Annotated in this window: 27 protein-coding genes; 18 read left to right on the plus strand and 9 right to left on the minus strand. The window is 68.7% G+C overall.

Translation table 11 applies throughout. The features are described 5' to 3' along the window. The first annotated feature begins 3 nt into the window (after positions 1–3). The 7 genes from MBTS_RS06715 (at position 4) to panC (ending at position 6,362) form a co-directional block, all read left to right on the plus strand. The gene (locus MBTS_RS06715) at positions 4–471 is read left to right on the plus strand and encodes a DUF4381 family protein (protein WP_056148771.1); all 468 of its coding nucleotides are present in this window, start codon (positions 4–6) and stop codon (positions 469–471) included. 4 nt (positions 472–475) lie between these two features. Beyond that, positions 476–1,489 carry a VWA domain-containing protein gene (locus MBTS_RS06720; RefSeq protein WP_147831006.1) on the plus strand — a complete coding sequence of 338 codons (1,014 nt, stop codon included), beginning with the start codon at positions 476–478 and terminating at the stop codon, positions 1,487–1,489. Further along, entirely contained in the window at positions 1,486–2,415 is a 930-nt protein-coding gene (locus tag MBTS_RS06725) for a vWA domain-containing protein (RefSeq protein ID WP_147831004.1), read from the plus strand. The genes MBTS_RS06720 and MBTS_RS06725 overlap by 4 nt, the downstream gene beginning before the upstream one ends. Continuing rightward, complete coding sequence (locus tag MBTS_RS06730) at positions 2,415–3,326, plus strand: tetratricopeptide repeat protein (RefSeq protein WP_187273370.1); 912 nt, start codon at positions 2,415–2,417, stop codon at positions 3,324–3,326. The genes MBTS_RS06725 and MBTS_RS06730 overlap by 1 nt, the downstream gene beginning before the upstream one ends. A 299-nt stretch (positions 3,327–3,625) precedes the next feature. After that, positions 3,626–4,879 (plus strand): BatD family protein, encoded by a 1,254-nt coding sequence (locus MBTS_RS06735; RefSeq protein ID WP_147831002.1) that lies wholly within the window; start codon positions 3,626–3,628, stop codon positions 4,877–4,879. Between the two features lie 111 nt (positions 4,880–4,990). Further along, positions 4,991–5,407 carry a hypothetical protein gene (locus MBTS_RS06740; RefSeq protein ID WP_043764381.1) on the plus strand — a complete coding sequence of 139 codons (417 nt, stop codon included), beginning with the start codon at positions 4,991–4,993 and terminating at the stop codon, positions 5,405–5,407. Positions 5,408–5,498: 91 nt separating this feature from the next. Then, the gene (gene panC, locus MBTS_RS06745; RefSeq protein WP_147831000.1) at positions 5,499–6,362 is read left to right on the plus strand and encodes a pantoate--beta-alanine ligase; all 864 of its coding nucleotides are present in this window, start codon (positions 5,499–5,501) and stop codon (positions 6,360–6,362) included. Positions 6,363–6,375: 13 nt separating this feature from the next. Here panC and MBTS_RS06750 read toward each other — a convergent pair whose 3' ends face one another. The 6 genes from MBTS_RS06750 to MBTS_RS06775 all read right to left on the minus strand — a co-directional run bounded on the left by MBTS_RS06750 (position 6,376) and on the right by MBTS_RS06775 (position 11,498). After that, positions 6,376–7,620 carry an extracellular catalytic domain type 1 short-chain-length polyhydroxyalkanoate depolymerase gene (locus MBTS_RS06750; protein ID WP_056148756.1) on the minus strand — a complete coding sequence of 415 codons (1,245 nt, stop codon included), beginning with the start codon at positions 7,618–7,620 and terminating at the stop codon, positions 6,376–6,378. Positions 7,621–7,800: 180 nt separating this feature from the next. Further along, positions 7,801–8,526, minus strand: a complete 726-nt coding sequence (gene dnaQ, locus MBTS_RS06755; protein WP_147830998.1) for a DNA polymerase III subunit epsilon — start codon at positions 8,524–8,526, stop codon at positions 7,801–7,803. A gap of 35 nt (positions 8,527–8,561) precedes the next feature. After that, positions 8,562–9,167 carry a dephospho-CoA kinase gene (gene coaE / locus MBTS_RS06760; RefSeq protein ID WP_192215289.1) on the minus strand — a complete coding sequence of 202 codons (606 nt, stop codon included), beginning with the start codon at positions 9,165–9,167 and terminating at the stop codon, positions 8,562–8,564. Next, a complete protein-coding gene (locus MBTS_RS06765) occupies positions 9,164–10,006 on the minus strand; it encodes a shikimate dehydrogenase (RefSeq protein WP_192215290.1) in 843 nt (280 codons plus the stop codon). The genes coaE and MBTS_RS06765 overlap by 4 nt, the downstream gene beginning before the upstream one ends. A gap of 26 nt (positions 10,007–10,032) precedes the next feature. Beyond that, entirely contained in the window at positions 10,033–10,647 is a 615-nt protein-coding gene (locus MBTS_RS06770; RefSeq protein WP_192215291.1) for a Maf family protein, read from the minus strand. Positions 10,648–10,667: 20 nt separating this feature from the next. Beyond that, positions 10,668–11,498, minus strand: coding sequence for a pyruvate, water dikinase regulatory protein (locus tag MBTS_RS06775; protein WP_018045933.1), 831 nt, complete (start codon positions 11,496–11,498; stop codon positions 10,668–10,670). Between the two features lie 604 nt (positions 11,499–12,102). Between MBTS_RS06775 and hemE the strand changes: the two genes are divergently transcribed. The 4 genes from hemE (at position 12,103) to MBTS_RS06795 (ending at position 14,408) form a co-directional block, all read left to right on the plus strand. Then, positions 12,103–13,173, plus strand: coding sequence for a uroporphyrinogen decarboxylase (gene hemE / locus MBTS_RS06780; RefSeq protein ID WP_192215292.1), 1,071 nt, complete (start codon positions 12,103–12,105; stop codon positions 13,171–13,173). A 9-nt stretch (positions 13,174–13,182) separates the two neighbouring features. Next, on the plus strand, positions 13,183–13,635 hold the full coding sequence (hemJ, locus tag MBTS_RS06785; RefSeq protein ID WP_056148746.1) for a protoporphyrinogen oxidase HemJ: 453 nt from the start codon (positions 13,183–13,185) through the stop codon (positions 13,633–13,635). After that, entirely contained in the window at positions 13,632–13,988 is a 357-nt protein-coding gene (locus MBTS_RS06790; protein ID WP_056148744.1) for a lysozyme inhibitor LprI family protein, read from the plus strand. The genes hemJ and MBTS_RS06790 overlap by 4 nt, the downstream gene beginning before the upstream one ends. 81 nt (positions 13,989–14,069) lie before the next feature. Continuing rightward, entirely contained in the window at positions 14,070–14,408 is a 339-nt protein-coding gene (locus tag MBTS_RS06795) for a hypothetical protein (RefSeq protein ID WP_056148738.1), read from the plus strand. Between the two features lie 55 nt (positions 14,409–14,463). On the opposite strand, the gene hisG is transcribed toward MBTS_RS06795, so the two are convergent. From hisG to hemH, 3 genes are all read right to left on the minus strand, one after another. Then, positions 14,464–15,483 (minus strand): ATP phosphoribosyltransferase, encoded by a 1,020-nt coding sequence (gene hisG, locus MBTS_RS06800; RefSeq protein WP_056148736.1) that lies wholly within the window; start codon positions 15,481–15,483, stop codon positions 14,464–14,466. Further along, the gene (locus MBTS_RS06805) at positions 15,476–16,630 is read right to left on the minus strand and encodes an ATP phosphoribosyltransferase regulatory subunit (RefSeq protein ID WP_056148734.1); all 1,155 of its coding nucleotides are present in this window, start codon (positions 16,628–16,630) and stop codon (positions 15,476–15,478) included. Before MBTS_RS06805 ends, hisG begins: the two co-directional genes overlap by 8 nt. 98 nt (positions 16,631–16,728) lie before the next feature. Beyond that, positions 16,729–17,811 carry a ferrochelatase gene (hemH, locus tag MBTS_RS06810; RefSeq protein WP_056160517.1) on the minus strand — a complete coding sequence of 361 codons (1,083 nt, stop codon included), beginning with the start codon at positions 17,809–17,811 and terminating at the stop codon, positions 16,729–16,731. A gap of 127 nt (positions 17,812–17,938) precedes the next feature. On the opposite strand from hemH, the gene MBTS_RS06815 reads away from it, so the two are divergent. The 7 genes from MBTS_RS06815 to MBTS_RS06845 all read left to right on the plus strand — a co-directional run. Continuing rightward, the gene (locus tag MBTS_RS06815) at positions 17,939–18,892 is read left to right on the plus strand and encodes a class I SAM-dependent methyltransferase (RefSeq protein ID WP_018045926.1); all 954 of its coding nucleotides are present in this window, start codon (positions 17,939–17,941) and stop codon (positions 18,890–18,892) included. Between the two features lie 120 nt (positions 18,893–19,012). Continuing rightward, a complete protein-coding gene (locus MBTS_RS06820; RefSeq protein WP_147830981.1) occupies positions 19,013–20,533 on the plus strand; it encodes a bifunctional metallophosphatase/5'-nucleotidase in 1,521 nt (506 codons plus the stop codon). After that, on the plus strand, positions 20,530–21,219 hold the full coding sequence (locus tag MBTS_RS06825) for a uracil-DNA glycosylase (protein ID WP_147830946.1): 690 nt from the start codon (positions 20,530–20,532) through the stop codon (positions 21,217–21,219). The genes MBTS_RS06820 and MBTS_RS06825 overlap by 4 nt, the downstream gene beginning before the upstream one ends. 115 nt (positions 21,220–21,334) lie before the next feature. Then, positions 21,335–21,754 carry a hypothetical protein gene (locus tag MBTS_RS06830; protein WP_187273369.1) on the plus strand — a complete coding sequence of 140 codons (420 nt, stop codon included), beginning with the start codon at positions 21,335–21,337 and terminating at the stop codon, positions 21,752–21,754. A 95-nt stretch (positions 21,755–21,849) separates the two neighbouring features. After that, the gene (gene rlmN, locus MBTS_RS06835) at positions 21,850–23,136 is read left to right on the plus strand and encodes a dual-specificity RNA methyltransferase RlmN (protein WP_147830945.1); all 1,287 of its coding nucleotides are present in this window, start codon (positions 21,850–21,852) and stop codon (positions 23,134–23,136) included. A gap of 9 nt (positions 23,137–23,145) precedes the next feature. Beyond that, positions 23,146–23,628, plus strand: a complete 483-nt coding sequence (locus MBTS_RS06840; protein WP_147830942.1) for a hypothetical protein — start codon at positions 23,146–23,148, stop codon at positions 23,626–23,628. 82 nt (positions 23,629–23,710) lie between these two features. After that, positions 23,711–24,153 (plus strand): gamma-glutamyltransferase (locus MBTS_RS06845; RefSeq protein ID WP_192215293.1); only part of this gene is annotated, 443 nt, incomplete at its 3' end.

The following is a 24,153-nucleotide window of genomic DNA, read 5'->3' on the forward strand; positions in this document are numbered from 1 at the left end:
CGCGTGACCCCCCTCGCCTCTCCCACCGATCTCACCCAGCTGCGCGGCCTGCACCTGCCGGCCGATGCGGGCAGCGGCGCGCAGGGCGAGGTGGTGCTGGCCATCGCGCTGGGCTTCGTTGCGGCCCTTCTCGTCGGCCTCGTCAGGCTGATGCGGGCGCGCTCGAAAGCCTCGGTGCGGGCTTCGGCCCTGCGCGGCCTCGCCGAGACGCGGGCGCTTCCCCCGGAGGCACGCCTCATCGCGCAGGCCCGCCTGTTGCGGCGCCTCGCCCGGACGCTCGCCGGCGACGAGGCCGCCTCGACCCAGGGACGCGACTGGGCCGCCACCCTCGACCGCCTCTTCTCCACGGATGTCTTCAGCGAGGGCGTCGGCAGGGTCGTGACGGAGGGCCTGTACCGGCGCTCCTCCCCGGCCGACGTCGAGACCCTCGATTCCGAACTCGGCCGCCTCTTCGCGCGGATCAGGGCCTGAGCCGATGCCAGCCTGGTTCACCGCCTTCCTCTCGGCCTTCGATCTCGCCGCACCCCTGGCGCTGCTGCTCCTGCCGCTGCCCTTCCTCGCGGCCCGGCTGCTGCCGCCCGAGCGGATGGGATCGAGCGGCGCCTTGCGCGTTCCGGCCACCGTCGTGATGGGCTCCGCCCGGGGGGATGGCGTGGCGGCGCGCGGGCGCGGTCGCTCGTTCCTGATCTGGACCCTGTGGGCCGCCCTGGTCGCGGCGCTCGCCGGACCCCGCCTCGTCCTGCCCGCCACCGCGCTTCCGGCCTCGGGCCGTGAGATCATGCTGGTGATGGACCTGTCCGGCAGCATGGAGAGGCGGGACTTCGCCATCGACGGCGAGACCGTGACGCGGCTTACCGCCGTGAAGCGGGTGGGCACCGACTTCATCCGCCGCCGGGCCGGGGACCGGATCGGCCTCGTGATCTTCGCCAACGAATCCTACGTGGCCGCGAGCCCGAGCTTCGACACCAATACCGTGGCGCGCGCCCTCGACGAGGCGACGATCGGCCTCGTCGGCCGTTCCACCGGCATCGGCGACGGTCTCGGCCTCGCCCTCAAGCGGCTGGTGCCGGCGACCTCCGGCGAGGCGTCCGACATCCCGCAGGCCACATCGAAGGTGGTGGTGCTGATGACGGACGGGGCCAACAATGCGGGCCAGACCACGCCGCGCGACGTGGCGGCCTTGGCCAAGGAACTCGGCGTCAAGGTCCACACCATTGCCCTCGGCCCCCGCGACATGTCCAATGCCGACGGCGAGCAGGATGTCGTCGATGCCGAGACCCTGCGCGAGATCTCGGCTTCCACCGGCGGCACCTTCTTCCGCGTGAAGACCACCGACGACCTCATCGCCATGGCCGATTCCATCGACGCCATCGAGGGAGGCCGGGCCAAGGCTCCCCCGGTGCCCCTGCGCCAGGACCTCTGGCCTTGGCCGGCCGGCCTCGCTCTCTTGTGCGCGGCGGGCCTGCTGGTGGCGAGGCGCAAGGCATGAGCGCCCTTCTCTCCCTCGCCATCCTGCGGCCATGGTGGCTCCTGGCGATTCCCGTCATCCTCGTCCTCGCCCTGCGCGCGGCCTGGCGCTCGGCCCCGCTGGGGGATTGGGCGAAGGCCGTCGATCCCGGCCTCATGGCCTTCCTCGAGACGCGGGGGGCCGTCCTCGGCGGGCGGCGCCAAGCCAACCTCGCCGCCGCCATCGCGGCCGGGATCATCGCCCTCGCCCTCACCGGGCCGGCCATCGAGCGTCCCGATGCGGCCACCTTCCGCAACCTCGATGCGACGGTGGTCGTCATCGATCTCTCGCGCTCCGTGGCCGAGGGCGGTCATCTCAAGGAGGTCCGCCAGATCGCCGACAGCGTGGCCCAGGCAGCGGGCACCCGCAGCGTCGCCGTGGTGGTCTATGCCGGCGACGCCTATCTCGCAGCCCCGCCGACCACGGACCGCGACGCCCTCAGCCTCGTCCTCTTCGCCCTCGACGGCGACACCGTGCCCGATCGCGGCACCCATCCGGAGCGCGGCCTCGCCATTGCGCGCCGGACCCTGGAAGAAGCTGGGGTCATCGCCGGGGACGTGGTCCTCGTCACCGATGGCGACGGGATCGGCGATGCGGCCCTGCGCGAAGCCACTGCGATCCGGACCAAGGGCTGGCACCTCCATGCGGTGTTCGTGCCGGCCACCAAGGCCCTGCCGGACGGTTCGCCGAAACCCGACCGGACAGCTCTCGACCGCGTCACCGGCGCGGGCAATGGCGTGACCGTCGATCTCGACAGGCCCGCCGCCCTCCTCGACATCGTGGGTGCCAGCACGGCGCAGCATCTGGCGGCGGGCGGCTACACCGTGCTCGCCTTCGCCGACCTCGGACGCTGGCTGATCCTGCTCGCCCTGTTTCCCGCCCTCGTCCTGTTCCGCAGGAGCGCCTGATGAGCACGGCGCGTCTCTCCCTGTCCGATCGTCTTCCTCTCCTCCGGCATTGGACCGGCTGGGCGAGGATCGCCGGCGTCACTCTGGCCGGTGCCGGCATTCTCGGCCTCACCCTGGTCTCCGAGCCGCGCACGACGCTCGGTCGCAGCCTGATGAGCCTCGACCTGCCCGGTGCCGCCGCCACCATTCTTGCCGATCCGGCCTGGCGCGGCCCCGCGCTCTACGAGGCGGGTCGCTACGAGGAGGCCATCGCCATCTTCCGGAACGGCGGCCGGCGCAACGCCTACAATCTCGCCAATGCGCTCGCGCGTTCCGGCGACTACCAGGGCGCCATCGACGCCTACGACGTCGCCCTGCAATACAACCCGCGCGATGCGGATGCGCAGGCCAACCGCTCACTCGTCGCGCGTCTCGTCGCCGAGGGGCCGGGCGATCCGGGCAAGGGCGGCGGCCTCGCCAATGCCACGGCGACGGTGGGCTCGCGCTACAACAAGACCTCGAACCAGGACCCGAACGACGACATGAAGGCCTCCTCCGTCGGTGAGGGACTGGCCGGCAACAAGGAGGGGGGCACCTCCTCCTCGACGCCGGGCAACAGCAAGGTGGCGCGGCGCGGCAAGGCCGAGCAGCAATCGGTCGATTCCGGCAAAGGGGAAGCGAGGGGCTCGGCCAGCGATGCCGCCGGTCGTGGACGCACGGGCGCCGGTTCCGCCATGGTCGCCGCCGCTCCGGAACGCGAGGTGCGGCGCGTGACGAAGAGTTTCGAGGCGCACGAAATCCGCCCCGACCGCCTCTGGCTCCAGACCCTGCCCGACGATCCGGGCCGGTATCTCAAGCTGCGCCTGAAAGCCGAGCAGGCGGTGCGTGTGGAAGCGGGCACGGCGGTCCCGGCGGGAAGCAACCCATGGTGAGCTTTAGCGGAGAGATGCCGGTGTATCCCCCCTCTCCCCGCTCGCGGGGAGAGGGCCGAAGGCACCTCGTCGTGCCTTCGGTAAGCGGAGGCGAAAGCCGGAGCGAGGGTGAGGGGGCTCGTCCGAAAGCGACTCCTTCGGACGAGCCCCCTCACCCTCGGCTGCCGCCTCGCCGCGACGACGACGGGGTCGTCGCGGCCCTCTCACCGCGTGCGGGGAGAGGAGAACGTCTCACGCTGTCCGATCATGACCTTCCAGCCCACAAAGGGGGAAGGGATCACGCCCGGCGCGGCATCCTCATGCTCGGCGCGTTCCTGCTCCTCGCCGCTCCGGCCCATGCCGAAATCTCCCCCGGCGACCTCACCCTGACGGTGACGCCGGAGCTCAACGGCAACGCGGCGCCCTTTTCGCGAGAGATGGTGCTGCTCCACATTCGCGGCGTCTACCGGCAGGCGATCCTGCTGGAGGAGGTGGTCCAGCCGTCGCTGGCGAATTTCAGCTGGACCCAGCTCGGTCGCGACACCTGGTCGAAGACCCGCCTGCCGGACGGACAGGTGGCGGTGGCCTTCGACCGCACCATCGCGATCTTCCCGCACCATCCGGGCGATTTCACCATCGACCCGTTCATCCACCGCCTCACCATCAACGATGGCGGCACCCGCAAGGTGGTGGACGTTCCCTCCGTCCCGGTCTCGCTGCCCGTCGCCACCTGGACGAAACCGGTGGGCGGTCCGGACGTAAAGGAGCCGTGGTGGCTGCCGGCGCGGGACGTGACCATCACCGATTCCTGGAGCCCCGACCCCGAAACGGTGAAGATCGGCGAGACCACGAGACGCATCGTCACCCTGGAGGCGCAGGGGCTGGTGGCCGAAGGGCTGCCACCGCGGCCAGTGATGCGCACACGCGGCATCCTCACCTTCGCGGGGCCCGTGACCCGCGAGACCATCATCACCCCGACGGGGCCGGTGGCGCGGGCGACCTATCAATGGGACGTGCGCCCCGCCGTCACCGAAATCGTCCCGCTCGATGCCATCACCATTTCCTGGTTCGACACCGTCTCGCGGACCCTGCGCGAGGCGGAAATCCCGGCCCGGCAGATCGGCGGAGGCCTGCCCGATCGGGACGAGGATGCCAAACCCGTGGCTCCGGCCTCGCCGATGGTGGTCGCGGCTGCGGCCGTGGGCGCCTTCGGGTTCGGCCTTGCCCTCATCGGCTTTGGCATTCCGAGGCGCTCTCGGACCCTGCGCCTCGACCGTGCGACACGCCGCGAGCTCACACGTTACGCGGAGGCGAGCGATGGACCGGGTTTCCGCGCCGCCCTCGACCCGGTCTTCGAGCGCCAACCCGACCTCGCGCGCCTCTGGCGCTCCACTCCCGTCATCGCTGAGGCGCTCTCGGCCCTCGACGCGTCGCTCTATGGCCGAGCCGAGGAAGCGAAGCCGGACCTGGCTCGATTAGCCGGCAACCTGTCGAAGCCGTTCAAGATCGACAGGCCTTCCGCCGAGCCGGTCACCCGGTTGGCGGATCTCGATGGTCGGGCTTTGCGGCGGTAACCTTTCGTTCACCCTGTTCTGAGAATTTCGACCCTCGTCCAGGGACGGTGAGTTGGGCGGTGAACGCCCATCGACAGGGCTTCCGGCGACGGGAGCACGCAGCGGGATGACATGAGCCGAGGGCGCGAGACAGCAGGAGGCCATGCCGCGAGGGTGGTGATCGCGGCGAGTTTCGTCGTGACAGGCCTCGTCGCGTCCGTCTTGTGCGGCCCGGCCCGGGCCGCCGACGCGCGGGAGCGCTGGTCCACCCCCTACGGCGTGGAGGCCAACCGCCCTGTCCCGGGAGCCGAGCCGCCGCCGCGTTACTTCCCGCGCGCGGACGAGGACAGCACGCCGCGACGGGAGCGTGCGAGACCCCGACGGGTCGCCTGTATCCCGAGAAGCGTGCCCATCCCCACCGACGCGCCGGACGATCCGAGCTATGTCGGATCGACCTACGGGCTCGGGAAACCGAGCTATTACGGCTTCAAGCCGGCGCTGGGCGTGGACGATCCCTTCGGCCGGTCCCTGCTGCCCTATTGCAACTGACCTCTGCCGCTCGCGGCATCTGGCTTTCAGGCGCCGAGTTGGGATAGTCGAAGGCCTATCGACGTCCCTCAGAGCCCTGCGAAGAGCCCCGATGAGCAGCCAAGCCTCGCCCGTCACCCCGGTCCGGTTCGACGCGGTGGATACCATGCGGGCCTGCATCCGCGCCTGGAAAGCGGCGGGCGACCGTGTCGTCCTCGTGCCCACCATGGGTGCCCTGCACCAGGGTCACCTCTCCCTCGTGAGCCGGGCGCGGGAACTGGGGGAGCGGGTCGTCGTCAGCATCTTCGTCAACCCGACGCAGTTCGGGCCGAGCGAGGATTTCTCGCGCTATCCGCGCGACACCGAGGCCGATCTCGCGCTCCTGTCGGAGGCGGGCGTCGATGCCGCCTACTGTCCCACCGTGGAGACGATGTATCCGGCGGATTTCTCCACCAGCCTCACGGTGGCGGGCATCAGCGAGGGCTTGTGCGGCGCTTTTCGGCCGGGCCATTTCTCCGGCGTCGCCACGGTGGTGACGAAGCTCGTCAATCAGGTCCAGCCCGATACCGCCCTGTTCGGCGAGAAGGACTTCCAGCAATTGCAGGTCATCCGCCGCGCGGTGCGCGACCTCGACATCCCCGTCGCCATCGGCGGCGTGCCGACGCTGCGGGAGGAGGACGGCCTCGCCCTCTCCTCGCGCAACCGCTACCTCGATGCGGACGAGCGGCGGATCGCACCCCTTCTCCACCGCGAGCTGGTGACCATCGCCGAAGGGTTGAGAGCGGGAAACGCGGCCTCGGCGCTCGTCTCCGCCTCGACCGAACGGCTGATCGAGGCCGGGTTCAGCACGGTCCAGTATCTCAGCGTGTGCGATGCGGACACGCTGGCCCCGGTGGAACACGCCACGGGACCGACCCGCATCCTGGTCGCCGCCTATCTCGGCTCGACGCGGCTCATCGACAACGTCGCCGTTTGACGGGACCGGAGGGTCAGTGGCGCGGCCGGTCCAGACGGTGAGCCATGAAGAAGTCGACCATCGCCCGTGACGCATCCGGGCCGCGCGGATCGGTGTAGCTGCCCGCCGGGTCGCCACCCGACCAGGAATGGCCGAGGCCGCGCACCAACCAGCTTTCCACCACGACCCGATCGGACGCGTCGGCATAGCGCGTGCGGATATAGGCCAGGCCGCCGGGGCCGGTTCCATCCGATACGGACGGCTGCAGGGCCTCGACGCCGGCCTGGATGAGAACATGATCGCCGTTGCGCGGATGGACGGTGCCGTCACTCTCGCCATGGACCATGATGGTCGGCACCCGCGCGGTCTCCGCCGGCGGGACCACTACGGACCCCGACGGCCCGAGACGCATGGTCGTCAGTGCCGAGGAGATGTCACCGGCGCAACCCGCGGCGAGACCCGAATGCACGCCGACGGCGGCATAGAGGTCGGGATAGGCCAGGGCGATGTTGGCGGCGGCGGCGCCACCGGCCGAGAGGCCTGCAATATACACCCTGCGCGCATCGACCTTGTACTGGCTCATCACCGCGCGGGTGAGACCCGCGATGATCTCGGCCTCACCGGAACCGCGTTCCTGGTCCCCGGGCTGGTACCAGTTCCAGCACCGCTGGCCGTGCGCCCTCATGCTCTGGGCGGGATAGACGACGAGGAATCCCTCCGTCTCGGCCAGACGGTTCATGCCGGTGCCGGCCGCGAAATCGTCCGGCGACTGGGTACAGCCGTGGAGCATGACGAGGAGGGGAGGCTGGGCAACCGTCCTGCTCGGAACGTAAAGCTTGTAGTCGCGTGCGCCCGCATCGTTGGCGAACGCATGCTCGGTGAAAGTCCCCTCGCCGGCGGGAGGAGCCGGGACCTTGCCGTCCCGGAACAGGTTGGTGGGATCGAACCCGGAGAATCCCGACGGCGCCGATCCCGGCGCGACCACGCCCTGACCCGCCTGCCCAGATGGCGACGACAGCCCGAACTTCCGCGCCACCTGATCCAATGCCTCGCGCAGATGGTCCTGCAGGCCCTCCGTCATCGAGCCGGCCTTCGGATGGCCGGGCTTTGCGGCCTCGCCGCCTCCGACCTGGACCATCTGTCCCGACGTCTCGGCATCGTGCCGGCCGAAGAGGCCGCGCTGGATGAGATCGGCTGCTTCCTGCAGGCGTCCTGCCCCCGTCAGTTTGGTCGCTTCGACGAGATCGTCCATACGCGTCCGGTTCGGGTGATCAGCCATCGCATGATCGCTTTCTTGGGTGCTGGGAGAGTGGACGACGGATCCGATCGATGCTGGATACACAGAGATCCCGCATCGACGATGGGCTTGATTCGCCTCCGCGCCGACTCGATGTGCAAAGATGTAGGCTGGTTCTATTGCATTGCAATATGTCTTTTATTGCATTGCACCTAACGGGTTTCACTCACCGTCGTTCTCGCTGACGTAGTCGCGCCAGATCGGGCTGGAACCGAGGGTAGCGACGAAAGCCGCGTGCTGACTCACTTCCAAGGGGTCCAAACGGTTGCGCAATCGGCGCGGTTCCACGGCGATGGGTCCGTCGCCCGAGGCGATGGCCCGGGCCGGCTCCGTGGCCTCGACCATGGCGAGGCCGAGGCTCGTCTGCTTGCCGCCGAGGAGTTCGATATAGACCTCGGCCAGGATCTGGGCGTCGAGGAGCGCCCCGTGTTTGGTCCGCCGCGTCGTATCGATCCCGTAGCGGACGCAGAGCGCATCGAGGCTGTTGGAGGCTCCGGTATGCTTGCGCCGCGCCATCTGCAGCGTGTCGACCACCGCCCCCAGGTCGATCTGCGGCGGCCCGCTATCGCCGAGCCGGGCGAACTCCATGTTGAGGAAGCCCACATCGAAGGGCGCGTTGTGGATCACGAGGGGGGAATCGCCGCAGAAGGCGACGAAATCGTCCACGATCGCCGAGAAGACGGGTTTGTCGGCCAGGAACGCGTCGGAGAGACCGTGGACGCCGAACGCGCCCTGCGAGACCGGCCGTGTCGGATTGACGTAGCGGTGGAAGGTCACCCCCGTCTGGATGTGGTTGATGAGCTCGACGCAGCCGATTTCGATCAGCCGGTCCCCGTTCTTGGCATCCGTCCCGGTGGTCTCGGTGTCGAGGACGATCTCACGGAGCATGGTGCGGTCCATTCGAGGGAATACGAAGCAAGCGGTCAGGCCGTACCTGCGCCGACGAGGCGTTGGATGAGAGCGTCGACCTGATTTTCGGCATCAGCAAGGCCAAGCCCGGTATCGATGAGGAAGTCTGCGCGGGCGCGCTTGTCGGCATCGGGCAACTGCTTGGCGAGGATCGCGGCAAACGCCGCCTCGGACATGCCGGGGCGAGCCAGCACACGCTGCCGCTGAACCTCGGGATCGGCCGTCACCACCAGAACCGCATCGCATCTGTCTTCCCCACCGGTCTCGAACAGGAGGGGGATGTCGAGGATCACCAGGGAGGCGTCGGCGTGCTCGTCGAGGAAGCGCTGTTCCTCCCCTCGGACGAGGGGATGGATCGCGGCTTCCAGCCGGGCGAGAGAATCGGGCCGGCCGAGCACCTGGTCCCGCAGGCGCGCGCGGTCGACGGAGCCGTCCTCCGCGATGGCGTCGGGGAACAGGCCCGCGATGAGGGGGGCGCCGGCTCCTCCCGCCGCGTAGAGACGCCGCACCGCCGCATCCGCGTCATGGATCGGGACGCCGCGCCGGGCGAATAGGGAGGCGGTGGTCGATTTCCCCATGCCGATGGAGCCGGTGAGGCCGAGGATGAACGGCCGGGTCATCGCTTCACGACCAGATCGGCGACGATGAGGGCACGCAGCTCCGGTGTGACCACGGGACGGGTCCCGAACCAGCGCTCGAAACCCGGCACGGCCTGATGCAGCAGCATGCCGAGCCCGTCGACCACGCGATGCCCCCGCACCGCAGCTGCCGCCAGAAGCGGGGTCTGCAGAGGCGAATAGACGATGTCGGCCACGGCACATTCAGCCGGCAAACGATCCAGCTTGATGTCGAGGGGCGGCTTGCCGGTCATACCGAGGGAGGTGGTGTTGACGAGAAGCCGCGCGCCATGAAGGGCGTCGTCGAGCCCGTCCCAGTCGATGGCCTCGACGCGGGACGGGTCGAGCTCCACAATGGCCTCGGACCGCGAGCGCGTGCGGTTGGCAACCCGGATGCGGTTCGCCGGACCGTCGAGAAGGCCCGCGACGACGGCCCGTGCCGCTCCTCCCGCTCCGAGGATCACGACGTCTCGCGCATCGGCGCCGAGCCAGTCCGCCCCGAGGGTCTCGTCGAGATGAGCGGTGAAGCCGGCGGCATCGGTGTTGTCGCCGACGAGACGTCCCTGCCCGTCGAAGGAGAGCGTGTTGACCGCGCCGATCCGCCTGGCCGCCTCCGTCAGCACCTCGGCCCCGGCGAAGGCGGCTTCCTTGTGCGGCAGGGTCACGTTTCCGCCGGCGAACCCGGCAGCCTTCAGGCTGCGCAGGAAGGCCTCGAAATCCTCCGGCGCCACGTCGATCCGCTCATAGGACCCGTCGAGCCCAAGGGTCGAGAGCCAGTGTCCGTGGATCATCGGCGACCGAGAATGGGCGATCGGATGACCGACGACGAAGGCTTTGATCATGAAGGGGTCTCGCTCGGCGTTCGGGATCAGAAAGCAAGGCAGCCATGGCTGCGCAACCGGTCGAGCAATCCGGTCAGCGGGAGGCCGAGGATCGTGGCATGGGCGCCCTCGATGTCCGCGAACAGATGGATGCCGAGGCCTTCCAGCTGGTATCCCCCCACCGTGCCGGTGACGCGGTCATGCCCGGCGATCGCCAGATAGGTGTCGATGGCGGAAGCGCTCAGGTCCCGCATGGTCAGACGGGCCTCGTCGTGGAGGAGATCCGGCTCCCGTCCCGGTACGATGAGGGCGGCGGCGGAATGCAGGGAATGGGTCCTGTTGGATAGCCGGCTCAGCTGATGTTTCGCCGCGTCGAGGGAGGCGGATTTGTGAAACACCTCCCCCTCGCAGGCGAGAACCTGGTCGGCGGCCAGGACGATCCTGTCTTGGGCCTTTCCCGCGACCGCCCGTGCCTTGGCCAGGGCCAGCCGGCGGGCGAGCTCGACAGGAGCGAGGGGGCCTGAATCGGCCTCGATGCCGCGCTCGTCGACATTCGGGACCACGACCTCCACGTCGAGGCCGGCGGCTTCGAGGAGATGCCTGCGCGTCGGCGAGCCGGAGGCGAGGACGAGCGGCCGTTCGGGCAGCCAGAGACGGGTCATGACGGATCTCGCTTCGCGTTTCACGCCACGAGGAACTTGAGCCGGTGCTCGCGATGGAGATCGAGGATCGCGGCGGCGGTCTCCTCGATGGACCGCCTCGTGACGTCGATGGTCGGCCAGCGGTGCCGGTTGCAGAGTTTGCGGCAGGCGGCGATCTCGTCGGCGACGGCGTCGCGATCGACATAAAGGGAGGTGTCGTCGGCCTTCAGGCTCAGCAGGCGGTTCTGCCGGATCTGCACGATCCGCTCCGCAGACGCGAGGAGGCCGACCACGAGGGGCTTGCGGGCATTCTCGAGATTGGGAGGCACCGGCATGCCCGGCACCAGGGGGAAATTCGCGGTCTTCAGCCCGCGATTGGCCAGATAGATCGCCGTCGGGGTCTTCGAGGTGCGGCTGACGCCCACGAGGATCACGTCGGATTCGTCGATGTCGAAGGGCAGGTTGCCGTCGTCATGGGCGAGGGTGAAGTTCATCGCGTCGATGCGCTTGAAATACTCGGCGTTCAGCATGTGCTGCGCCCCCGGCCGGGCCGTCGTCTCCGCGCCGAGATAGGATTGCAGCAGGGCGTGGACCGGCTGGAGCACGGAGAGGCAGGGCGATCCGGTCTCGCGGCAGGCCGCCTCCAGCCGCTCGGTGAGGTCGTGCCCGACGAGGGTGTAGAGGACGAGGCCCGGCGCCGCCTCGATCTCGGAGATCACCCGTTCGAGCTGGGCCGAGGATCGCACCAGCGGATAGACATGCTCGATGGCCGAGACGCCCTCGTACTGGGCGGCAGCGGCGCGACCCACATTGATGAGGGTCTCGCCGGTGGAATCCGACACGAGATGGAGGTGGAAGTAGCTGCGACTCATCGGAAATTCCCATCCCAGGCCGGCGGACGGGCGTAAGGGATCTCCGGGTTATCCACCACACCTGACGGCCGGAGTCGACAGGTGGGGATAAAGCACCCCTGTCCGGGCCGGGGGCGGAACCTTCCCCCGCGTTGTCGACTCTCGCGTCAACATGCAGAACGACGACCCTCGCCCCGATCCCGATTTGGGAGATTCAGGGAGGGTTCGGGCACGGGGGACCCATCACGGCGCGCAAGTCGCTGATTAGACTTCCCGTTCTCGAAAGTTAGCGCGAACCCGTTAAAGCCCCGTTAACGGCGGTCGCGCGGGGATGGGGTGTGGACAAGTTCGCGGTCCCGTCATCCCCCGTCTAAAAGAAAAAACAGAGTCCTAGAATCTCTCTTTTCTTATTAGATAGACGGGACGGGGACAGGGATTTTCGGCCACCCCCAGAGGCTCTCGCAGGGAAGAGGGCTTTCGGAAGGGGGCATCGGAGAAGCGGGGACGTCCTGCGGTAAAACAACGTCCCTCGGCAAAACATCTTCCCGAGACGGGGCAGGGAGGTCATAGCTCTGTTCCAAGGGGAGGGTACCTTCCCATCAAGATGGACCGGGCGGATACGCGGATGACTCGACGTGACGGCACCGATCGTGCGCTGCTTCAGGTTCTCGACGGCAAACCGTCCCGGGTCCCTCCCGCCTGGATGATGCGGCAGGCCGGGCGCTACCTTCCGGAATATCGCGAGGTCCGGGCCAGGGCCGGCTCCTTTCTCGACCTCTGCTACAATCCGGATTTCGCCACCGAGGTGACCCTGCAGCCGATCCGGCGGTTCGGCTTCGACGCGGCGATCCTCTTTTCCGACATCCTCGTCGTGCCGGACGCCCTCGGGCAGAATGTCCGCTTCGTCGAAGGAGAAGGCCCGCGTCTCGACCCGGTCCATGGCCGGGACGAATTCGCCCGCCTGAAACAGGCCGACGATCCGAGCATCTTCCAGCACCTGGAGCCGGTCTTCGAGACCGTCCGGCGCCTGCGCTCCGAATTGCCGGCCGAGACGACGCTTCTCGGGTTCTGCGGCGGTCCCTGGACGGTGGCGAGCTACATGATCGGCGGACGCGGCACGCCTGATCTCGCTCCCGCCCGCGCGCTCGCCGATACCGAGACCGCCCTGGTTGAAGCACTGATCGACCGCCTTGTCTCGGTGCAGATCGAGTACCTGTCGCGCCAGCTCGAAGCCGGCGCCGATGCGGTCCAGATCTTCGAATCCCATGCGGGCTCGCTGCCGCGGGCGCCGGGCGCCACGGCGGACGCCCTCCAGCATTGGAGTTTTGCTCCCATCGCCCGCATCGTCGATGGGGTCAGGGCACGTGTGCCGGGCGCGAAGATCATCGTCTTCGCCCGGGGCTCGGGCCTCGAAGGCCATGCCCGCGTGATGGCGGAGACTGGCGCGGACGCCGTCGGGGTCGATTGGAGCGTCGACCTAAAGGCCCTGCGCGGTGCCGTCACGCCGCGCACGGTGACTCAGGGCAACATCCACCCCGAAACGCTGATCGAGGGCGGTGAGGCCCTCGACGCGGCCGTGGACGGGGTGCTCGAGGCGACGGAAGGGCTGCCGCACATCTTCAACCTCGGCCACGGCATCACCCCACAGACGCCGATCGCCCATGTGGAGCGGATGCTCGCCAGATTGCGGCGCTGACCTCGGACCATGGCCGACACGCTCTATCCTTGGATCAAGGCGATCCACGTCATCGCCGTCATCTCCTGGATGGCGGGGCTGCTCTACCTGCCGCGCCTCTTCGTCTACCACGCGTCCCTGCCCAAGGGGCCGGCCTCCTCGGCCCAGTCCGAGACGTTCAAGGTCATGGAACGCCGCCTGATGAAGGCGATCATGAATCCGGCCATGATCGTCACCTGGCTGCTCGGCCTGTTCCTCGTCTGGCAGAGCGGGTTCTACGCATCGGGCTGGATGCAGGCGAAGTTCGCCCTGGTGCTCGCCATGAGCGGCTGCCACGGCTGGTTCTCGCGGATGGTCAAGGATTTCGCGGCCGACCGGAACGCGCGGAATCACCGTTTCTACCGAATGGTCAACGAGGTTCCGACGCTCCTCATGGTGGCCATCGTCATCCTCGTCATCGTCAAGCCGGGATTCGGGTCATGATCGCATCGCATCGCTTCCGGGTCTGGTGGGGTGCCGCCGCGATGATACTGGCCGCATCCGGCGCCGAGGCCGCGAGCTTCCCGTGCGAGAAGGCGGAAACGCCCGACGAGAAGGCGATCTGCGGCCATCTCTCCCTCAACGACCTCGACGTGGAGATGGCGGTCCGGTTCGAGATCCTGCGCGGGCTCCTGCCCATGGGCGGCAACGCCAAGCTGCGCGACGACCAGGAAGCCTGGCTGCAGGAACGGCACAGCTGCGCGGCGGACGTCACGTGCCTAACCAAGGCCTACGAGGCCCGCCTGAAGACCCTGCGCGGCGTCTTTTCGGAGTTCGCCAAGCAGGGGCCGCTTTAGAATGCCGCCCAACACTCCCGGTCCCGGTCAGTGCTCGCCCACGGCATGACGGCGCAGCAAGAGCTTCGTGAGAGACACCGAGTGGAATGGCTGGAGCCGTGGGAGTCGGTGGAACCGGTACGAACGGATGACCCCTCCGCCTTCGGCCGGGGCTGGGAAGCCGAACTCCGCAAGGAGGTCGTGCCGGGGCACGTCCTCCACGGCCTGGCGGTCACCTTGATCGCCCGTCGATACGATCGGGACGACGCACTTTTTCAGATGCAGGACGGAAGGGTCGCGCAGGTTCACCTGACATGGAAACAGGCGCCGGAGCTCGACCCGCGCTGGCCGGAAACCGTCCTCTACCCCTCGTTGCAGGCCTGGGCGGATACGGGCCAGCGCCGTGACCATGACGAATGGCTCGCCGACAACGGCCAATGACCGCCTTCAGCGGAGCCGAACCCGGATCCCTCCTGGTGTCGTCGTCGGCCGGGCCTCAGCCCAGCCGCGTGAGCAGGCGGTCGATCAGCGGGTTGTCCGGGCCGAAAGCGTAGTCGATCCGCCTGACGCTGACCGCGCTCGCTCCCGATTTCACGAGATCGTCCACGAGGTCGAACGTGGCGTCCACCGGGCAGTGCAGCACGATCTCGGCGCTCCGGTTTTCCGGCACGCCGTAGGGCAACTGCGCATCGTGCAGGGCGCTGATCCCGGCGAGATCGAGATCGCCGTCGGCCGGCATCGCCGCACGGATCTCGCGGGTGAGGCGCGCGCGCTCCTCCGCCGCGATCCGACCGAGCACGGTGCGCAACGCCTTCTTCTGGCTTTGGCCCCAGGGCGCCGTCAGCGAGGCGACGAGATTGGCCTCCGAGCGCAGGATGATGCCGTCGTCGAGGATCTTGAGGGCGTTGGCGGCGAGCGTCGCCCCCGTGGTGGTGATGTCGACGATGATCTCCGCCGAGCCCGAGGCGGGCGCACCTTCCGTGGCGCCGAGGCTCTCCACGATGCGGTAATCGGCGACGCCGTGCTCGGCGAAGAAGCGCCGGGTCAGGTTCACGTATTTCGTGGCGATGCGCAGGCGGCGCCCGTGGCGGATGCGGAGTTCGGCCGCGACCTCGTCGAGATCGGTCATGGCGCGGACGTCGATCCAGGCCTGCGGCACCGCGACGACGACGGTGGCCTGCCCGAAGCCGAGCGGCGTCAGCAACTCGACCTGGCCCCGCGCGTCGGGAAGGCTCTCGCGGATCAGATCCTCACCGGTGACGCCGAGATGGGCGCTGCCGCTGGCGAGCTGGTTGGCGATCTCGGAAGCCGAGAGGTAGCGCACCTCCACATCCGGCACGCCGACGAGCTTGCCGCGATAGTCGCGGGCGCCCGCCCCTTGGGCGAGTTTCAATCCCGCCCGCGCGAAAAACGCGGAGGCGTTCTCCTGCAGGCGGCCTTTCGACGGGACGGCGAGGACGAGGGGGCCGTCGACCGCGCCTTGCGAAGCCTGGGAAGTCGGAACGGTCTCAGCCACGGGACGATCCTTCCGACGTGAGGACACGGGACAGCCAGACGGCGCAGCCCACGGCCGGGATCGGCGTGGGACTGCCCAGATGCTGGAGCAGGCCGTCGTAGCGGCCGCCGCCGACGAGGGGAGCTGTCCCCTGCCCCCGCGTCACCTCGAAGATGAAGCCGGTATAATAATCGAGGTTGCGGGCAAAACTGCCTGAAAACCGGAACCGCTCCACGTCGAGACCGCGCGCGGCGATGAAGCCGGTCCGCTCCTCGAACAGGGAGAGGGCGGCCTCCAGCGGCGCGTAGGTGATGCCCGCCGAGGCGGCGAGCTCCCGCATGGAGTTGGCGGCCTGATCCGGATCGCCCGAAATGGCGCGGTAGCGCTCGACGACGGCGCGGTTCTCGGCGTTGAGCCCGGCGCCGCCATTGGCCCGTGCCGAGGCCTTGGCGAGGAAGCGTTCCGCGATCTCGCCGGCGCTGCGTCCGCCCACGCGGGAGATGCCGGCGATGGACAACACGTCCTCGACGAAGGCGCGCACGCCTTTGGGATCCTGGCCCTGGATCGCCGCCAGCAACCCGACATGCGGGTCTTCCACGCTCGCGACGGTGGTGACGTCGTCCAGCGAGCGGCCCGCCGCGAGGGCCCGCAACGTCCGCCGCTTGGCGGCGGGCGGCACGCCGAGCCCGTCGAGCAGCGCGTCGATGACGCCCATGTCGCCGAGCCTCACCGAGACCTCACCGGCTCCGAGCAGGTCGAGGCCTTCGAGGGCGAGGCCGAGCACTTCGGCGTCCGCCGCCGGGATGTCGGTGCGGCCGATGGATTCGATGCCGGCCTGGAGGAACTCCTCCGCCTCGCCGGAACCGAGCCGGAAGACCGGGCCGAGATAGCTGTAATCGGCGGTGGCGCCCACGCCCCGCGCCAGATGCTGGCGGCAGACCGGAATGGTGAATTCCGGCCGCAGGCAGAGTTCCGCGCCCGCCGCGTCCTGCGTCACGAAGATGCGACGGCGGATGTCCTCGCCGGAGAGTTCGAGGAACGGCTCCACCGGCTGCAGCACGGCGGGCGTCACCGGGCCGTAGCCGCCTTGCGAGAAATGCGCGAGGAGCCGCGTTCCCTCATCCGCTCGCACGGTGTCGATCGGATCGACTGCCTCCGGTCTCGTCATGGTTCACCCGCCGCCTGATGCCGCGTCCTTTATCAACCGCGTCCGGTCTTGGCGACCATCAACCGCATCCGCTCTCGACGAACGGATCCTGCGGCTTTTCAGAGCCAGCCCTGAAGCTCGCGGCGGACCACGTTCTCGATCACCTTCATCCCGAGATCGCTGTCGTTGAGGCAGGGGATGTAGGCGAAGCGCTCGCCGCCATTGTCCTCGAAATAATGGCGGTTCTCGCCGTCGAGCTCCTCCAGGGTCTCGAGGCAGTCGGCGGTGAAGCCCGGCGCCACGATGGCCATGCGCTTCACGCCGGATTTGGCGAGGGTCTGCACGGTCTCGTCGGTATAGGGCTTGAGCCATTCCTCGTTGCCGAAGCGCGACTGGAAGGTCGTGCGCATCCGTTCCGTCGAGAAGCCCAGGGCCTCGCGGATGAGGCGGCCCGTCTTCACGCACTGGCAATGGTAGGGATCGCCCTTGAGGAGGTAGCTCTTCGGCACCCCGTGGAACGAGGTGAGGATCACCTCCGGCTCGAAATCGAGCTTGGCGAGGCCCTCGCGGATCGAGGTGGCCATGGCCTCGATATAGACGGGGTCGTCGTGATACGGCGCCGAGACTCGGACGGTCGGCTGCCAGCGCATCTGCATCAGCGCCTTGAAGGCCTGGTCGCAGGCCGTGGCCGAGGTGGCGGCGGCATATTGCGGGTAGAGCGGCACCAGCAGGATGCGGTCGCAGCCCTGGTCGAGCAGCGCCTGGATGCGCAGGGACACTTCCGGCTTGCCGTAGCGCATGGCCCAGTCGACCACCACCGAATCACCCATCGCCGCCTGCAGTCGCTCGGACTGCCCGCGGGTGATGGTCTTGAGCGGACCCTCGTTGCGCTCGTTGTTCCACACGCTGGCATAATCCCGACCCTTAGGGCCGGGACGCTTCGTGAGGATGATGAGGTTGAGGATGGGCCACCAGATCAGACGCGGCACCTCGATGACGCGCCGGTCGGACAGGAACTCCTTGAGATAGCGGCGCATGGGCCAATAGCTCGTGCCCTCCGGCGTGCCGAGGTTCATCAGGAGCACGCCGACCCGGCCCCAGCGCACGGGCGGGTGGTCGGAGGGCAGGCTGGCGGTCGCGGAGGAGCTGGTCTGCAACGGCTTGATGTCCTTGAGGGACGTCGGTTCGACGCGTTCGTTCATCGGGTTCCCGAGCGCCCCGGCAGGGCGCGGTTTGTCAAAGCGGTCTTCGTGGCGCAGTTGTCTGGCGCAGCATATCTATCTAGAGCACGAGACCTGCCAGCGACCATCTCGTCAATGAAGGCGCGACATGCCGTCTCCCCGGTACTTCTTCAACCACTTCATGCCGTTCACCGGCTACCCCTATAAGGGGGGACCGACGGTCTGCAATCTGTGCGGATCGGCCGAGACCGTGACGGTGGCCGAGACCGACCGGCGGCTTAAGACGCTGAAATCCGTCGCCTGCGTGCAGTGCGGCCTGATTCGCACCGACCCGATGCCGACGCCGGACGAGCTGGCGCATTATTACGCCCATGCCTACCGGGCCGATTACCAGCTCGCCTTCGCCGGCGGACCGCCGCGCCACCACCTGAACCGCTCGGCCCGCGAGGCGACCTTCCGCGCCGACCTGCTGGCGCCGAAGCTGAAGCCCGGCGCGCGGGTTCTCGATTTCGGCTCGGGCTCGGGCGAGTTCCTGGCCGCGGCCCGCGCCAAGGGCTGCGAGGCCATCGGCATCGAGCCCGGCCGCGACTATGCCGCCTATGCCCGCGAGCATCATAAGGTCGAGGTTCTGGACGACGCCGACGACGGACGCTTCCCCGCCGGGCATTTCGACGTGATCTCGACCCATCACGTGTTCGAGCACCTGCGCGATCCGGCCGTGGTGATGGAGCGCCTGTCGCGCTGGCTGAAGCCCGACGGCGTCATCTACGCGGCGGTGCCCAACATGGCCGCCACCGGCAAGCCGCCCCACGAGCGTTTCCACTTCGCCCATGTCCACGGCTTCGTGCGCGAGACCTTCGACCTCAACGCCCGCCGGGCCGGCCTCGTCCCGCATCCCGAATATTGGCGCGAGGACACCACCGTGGTCTACCGCAAGACCGACGCCCCCGTGGGCGAACTCGCCAATCCCGGTCTCGCCGAGCGTCTCGTCGTCGAGCTCAAGGGCACGCCGGCCGCCGCCTATCTCGTCTCCGGCGCCTGGATCTGGCCGATGCTCCGCCGCAACGCCAAGGCGGTGCGCGACGGTTTCGCCTCTCGCTGAGGTCCGCGTTCGGGCCTGACGCCGGAACGCGAGGGCCGATGTTGCATCGGCTTCATCGATCGCGTCCACACTGGCTCTAGCCGGAATCTCGATCGCCCGGCCCTTCGGAGACCTGTCGCGATGCCTCGTCCTACCCGTCGTCAGACCCTGAGCCTCGGTCTCGGGGCGGGTCTCGCGGCAGGTTTGGCCGCGCCCGCCGGTGCCGGGGAGATCGAACCGACTTTCACGCTCCTCCTCGTCAACGACATCTACCTGATGTCCGAGGTCGACGGTCGCGGCGGCTTCGCCCGGCTCAACGCGGTGGTGAAGTCCGAGCGGGCGCGCGGCGTGCCGGTGCTCTACGCCCATGCCGGTGACACCCTCTCCCCCTCGCTGATGTCGGGGTTCGACCGCGGCGCGCATATCGTCGAGCTTCTCAACATCGCGCCGCCCGACGTGTTCGTGCCGGGCAACCACGAATTCGATTTCGGCCCCACCATCTTCGCCCAGCGCATGGGCGAGGCGGCCTTCCCGGTCTTCGCCGCCAACCTGCGCGGTGCGGACGGCAAGCCCCTCGCGGGCCTCCGCGACAGGATGGTGGTGACGCTCGGCGGGATCCGGGTCGGCCTCGTCGGCATCACCCTCGCCAGCACGCCGGAAAAATCGCAATCCGGCGATCTCGTCTTCGGTCCCGAGATCGAGACGCTGCGCGCGGCGGCCCAGGCCCTTCGCGACGAGGGGGCCGAGCTCATCGTCGGCGTCTGCCATACGGCCCGCGTCACCGACGAGGCGATCGTGGCGGCGCGGATCGTCGACATCCTGCTCTCGGGCCACGACCACGACCTCATCGTGCAGTATGACGGTCGCAGCCTCCTGGCCGAATCGAGTTTCGACGCCCGCTACGTCACCGCCATCGACATCGCCGTGACGGTGAAGGGAACGGGCAAGACCCGGACCCTGTCCTGGCACCCGACCTTCCGCATCCACGATACCGCCGACGTCACGCCGGACCCCGAGACCCTCGCCGTGACGCAGCGGCTCGAGGCGCGACTGGCGAAGGAACTCGACGTGCCGGTGGGGACGATCAGCGCGCCCCTCGACAGCCGCATCTCGACCGTGCGCCTCCGCGAAGGCAGTTTCGGCAACCTCGTCGGCGATGCGCTGCGCGCGGCCACGGGGGCGGAGATCGCCATCACCAATGGCGGCGGCATTCGCGGCAACCGGCTCTATCCGGCCGGCACCGTGCTGACCCGGCGCGACATCCTCACCGAGCTTCCCTTCGGCAACTCCACGGTTCTGGTCTCGCTGACGGGCGCCCAGGTGCGGACCCTGCTGGAATCGGCCCTCGCCGATCTCGGCCGCCCGGCGGGTCGTTTCCCGCAGGTCTCGGGTCTCGTCGTCACCGTCGATCCGGGGGCGAATGCGGGACACCGGATTCAGTCCATTCTCGTGGACGGACAGCCCCTCGACGAGACGCGCACCTATACGGTGGCCTCCAACAATTTCCTCTACGATGGCGGCAACGGCTACGGCCTCCTCGCCGACGGGCGCACCCTCATCGGCGCCACGGACGGCAAGCTCGTCGCCAACGAGGTCATGGCCTATATCGCCCGGCATGACCCGCTCTCCGTCCCCGATGGCGGCCGAATCGTGATCCGGTGACGGCGCCCGGCCCGCTGAGCCTGGCCCTCGACGAGTTCCGCGCCACGGGCTCGTCCTGGCTGACGCTGCCCTTCTTCTCCAATGGGGCGGCGGATGCGGTCTGTGCGCGCGTCGACGAGCGGATTGCGCAAGGGGCGAGCGTCCTGCCCTCCCCCGATGCGGTCTTCCGTGCCCTCACGCTGACGCCGCTGGAAGCGGTGAAAGCCGTCATCCTCGGGCAGGACCCCTACCCGACGCCGGGCGATGCCAATGGCCTCGCCTTCTCCTATGTCGGTCCCCGTCGGCTTCCCGCTTCCCTCAAGGTGATCCTCGCTGAACTGCCGGGCACGACGGCGAGCGGCGATCTCACGCCCTGGGCGAGACGGGGCGTGCTGCTCCTGAACTCGGCCCTCACCGTGGAGGCCGGCAAGTCCGGCGCGCATCTGCGCTACGGCTGGTCCGCCCTCACCGACGACGCCGTGAAGGCCGTCTCGGCCCGTCCGACGCCCGCGATCTTCCTGCTCTGGGGGGCGCAGGCCCGCGCGCGGGCGGCCCTCATCGACCGCGAACGATGCGGGGTGATCGAGACCGGGCATCCCTCTCCCCTCAACCGCCTGCGGGATTTCTCGGGCACGCGGCCCTTCGACGAGGCCAATGCCTGGCTGGCGGGCCGGGGCCTTTCCCCCATCGACTGGTCGCTCGGTTGACGCGGTGAAACGGTCGCTTTGACAGGACGGCACGGCGGTCTATCTCGGATGGGCAGCATAAGCGGAACGTAAGAATCCGCGCCGCCCCAAGAACGCTTCCGAGGAAACGCCGTCCATGCGCCTGAAACCCGTTCTCACCCTGTGCCTTGCGGCCGGCCTGCTCGCACCGACCCTTGCACAGGCCCAGATCCGCAACGCGCCTCCGCCCCGTGCCCTGGAATTCGCCGCCTACATCTTCGCTGCCGCCAATGTCTGCGGCTACCAGATCGGCGTCGAACAATTCGATGCCCTGCTCCAGAAGCAGAATGTCAGCGCCGCCGATGTCGGCCCGCGCGGACCTTTCGGCAACAAGGTCCAGACGATCTTCGCGCTGATGTCGAATCAGATGCAGCTGAACCGGGAGCAGGCCTGCCTGGCCGTCGCCGGCGAATACGGCCCCGAGGGCAATGTCGTGAAGAACGTGCTGCTTCCCATGGGCACGGCCTCCCCACCCGCCGAAGCGACACCTCCGGCCGAGCCCAAACCGGCGCAGTAGACCCCGCCATTCCGTGCACGCATCGGGACACATTCGCGTTCCGGTGCGGGATCGCCTATATCGGACCGATTCCAAGTCCGAAGGTTGAGTGATCCATGGCGACGGCGTCGGTCGACACCGCCGGCCGCGACGAAAGCGTCGTGGCCGCAATCGAGAAGCTACCCGAGTTCCAGCCGGACGCCGTTCCGCCGGGCCGCTCGTCCCTCATCGGCCTCACCCGCGAGGAGTTGAAGGGGCGTCTGGCCGCCATCGGCGTGTCGGAGCGCGAGCAGCGCATGCGCTCGGGCCAGCTCTGGCACTGGCTCAACGCGCGCGGCGCCACCGATTTCGACCAGATGACCAATGTCGGCAAGGGGCTGAAGGCCGATCTGGCGCGGGCCTACACCCTGGAGCGGCCGGAGGTCGTCACCGAGCAGATTTCCCGCGACGGCACCCGCAAATGGCTGCTGCGCATGGCGCCCACCGGCAAGCACGACCACAATCGCGGCGCCGAGATCGAGTGCGTCTACATTCCCGGCCGTGGGCGCGGCACCCTCTGCGTCTCGTCTCAGGTCGGCTGCACCCTCACCTGCAGCTTCTGCCACACGGGCACGCAGCGCCTCGTGCGCAACCTGACCGCCGCCGAGATCACCGCGCAGGTGGTGGTGGCCCGCGACCGGCTGAACGATTGGGTCGGCCAGAACCCGGTGGCCGCCGGCGAGGACGAGACCCGCCGCGCCGTTACGAACATCGTCTTCATGGGCATGGGCGAACCCCTCTACAACATCGACAACGTCATCGATTCGGTGGGCGTGATGTCCGACCAGGAGGGCCTCGGCCTCTCCCGTCGGCGCATCACCGTCTCGACCTCCGGCGTCGTCCCGCAGATGCAGCGGCTCGGTGAGGAGGCCCACGCCATGCTGGCGATCTCGCTCCACGCGGTGCGCGACGACCTGCGCGACACCCTTGTGCCCCTGAATCGCAAATATCCCCTGGCCGAACTGCTCGCGGCCTGCCGCCACTATCCCGGCCTCAACAATGCCCGCCGCATCACCTTCGAATACGTGATGCTGAAGGGCGTCAACGATTCCGATGCGGATGCACGCGAACTGGTGCGGCTGCTCAAGGGCATCCCGGCCAAGATCAACCTGATCCCGTTCAACCCCTGGCCCGGCAGCATCTACGAATGCTCCGACTGGGAGCGGATCGAGCAATTCTCCGAGATCGTCTATGAGGCCGGCTACGCCTCGCCGGTGCGGACGCCGCGCGGCCGCGACATCCTCGCCGCCTGCGGCCAGCTCAAGAGCGAGACCGAGAAGCTGCGCGCCCGCGCCCGGATGATGCTGGAAGACGGGATCGGCGCCGAGGGCGTCTATGCCGGGGCCGATGACGACGAAGGCTGAGCGCGTCCCATGCGGTTCCTCGGCCGCCTGATCTGGGCGAGCCTCGCCCTGTGCCTCGCCATTCCCTGCGGGGCCCTGGTGCTCGTCCTTGCCATCCTGGTCGATCCTGTCTCCAGCGAGGCGCTGACCCGGCTCGGCCTGTTCGGGTTCCTGCAGGGGATGACCGACCTCGCCTCCGGGATCGGTCCCGACGCGCTGCTTCTCCTTGCCGCCGGCATCGCCCGCGCCGGGTTCGTCCTGCTGGTGCTGCCACCCCTCGCCATGGCGCTCATCGGGGAGGCGATGAACCTGCGCAGCGCTCCGGCCTATGCTGTCGGCACGGGGCTCGCCACCGCCCTCGTGCCGTGGCTGATGCGGGGCGCGCCCGCCTCCCTCGCCGCCCACAACCTCGCCGTCGAGGGACGGGTGACCGCCCTGCTTTTCCTTGCCGGAGCGGCCGCCGGGCTGGTCTATGGCTGGATCGCCATACGCGACCGGCCCGTGGGGGGCTGAACGGGCACCGCTGCCGCTGCGTTGGCCTGCGACGGGCATCGGCGCAGGATGCCGTGGGAGAGCCTCGCATGACGGATTGGGCATGACCGGACATCGCTTCAGCCTCGCCCTGGCGCTTCTCACGATGCTGTCTGGACCGGCCCTCGCCCAGGCGGCCCCGGAACTGCCGCCGATCCCCTCCGACGACGCCCGCATCCTCCCCGTCCTCGGGACCCACGGCATGGTCTCATCGCAGGACGCCCTGGCGACCCGCGTCGGTGTCGCGATCCTGAAAGGCGGGGGCAATGCCGTCGATGCCGCCGTGGCGGTGGGCTTCGCCCTCGCGGTGACGCTGCCGCAGGCGGGCAATCTCGGCGGCGGCGGGTTCATGCTCGTTCGCCTCGCCGGCACCGGCGAGACCGTGGCCATCGATTTTCGCGAGACGGCACCCGCCGCGGCGACGGCGGACATGTTTCTCGCCGCCGACGGGCAGCCCGATCGCGGCGCCTCCATCCGCACCGGCAAGGCCGTCGGCGTCCCAGGCTC

It is taken from the genome of Methylobacterium bullatum, assembly GCF_014845095.1.
In the GTDB taxonomy this organism is placed as follows: Bacteria; Pseudomonadota; Alphaproteobacteria; order Rhizobiales; family Beijerinckiaceae; genus Methylobacterium; species Methylobacterium bullatum.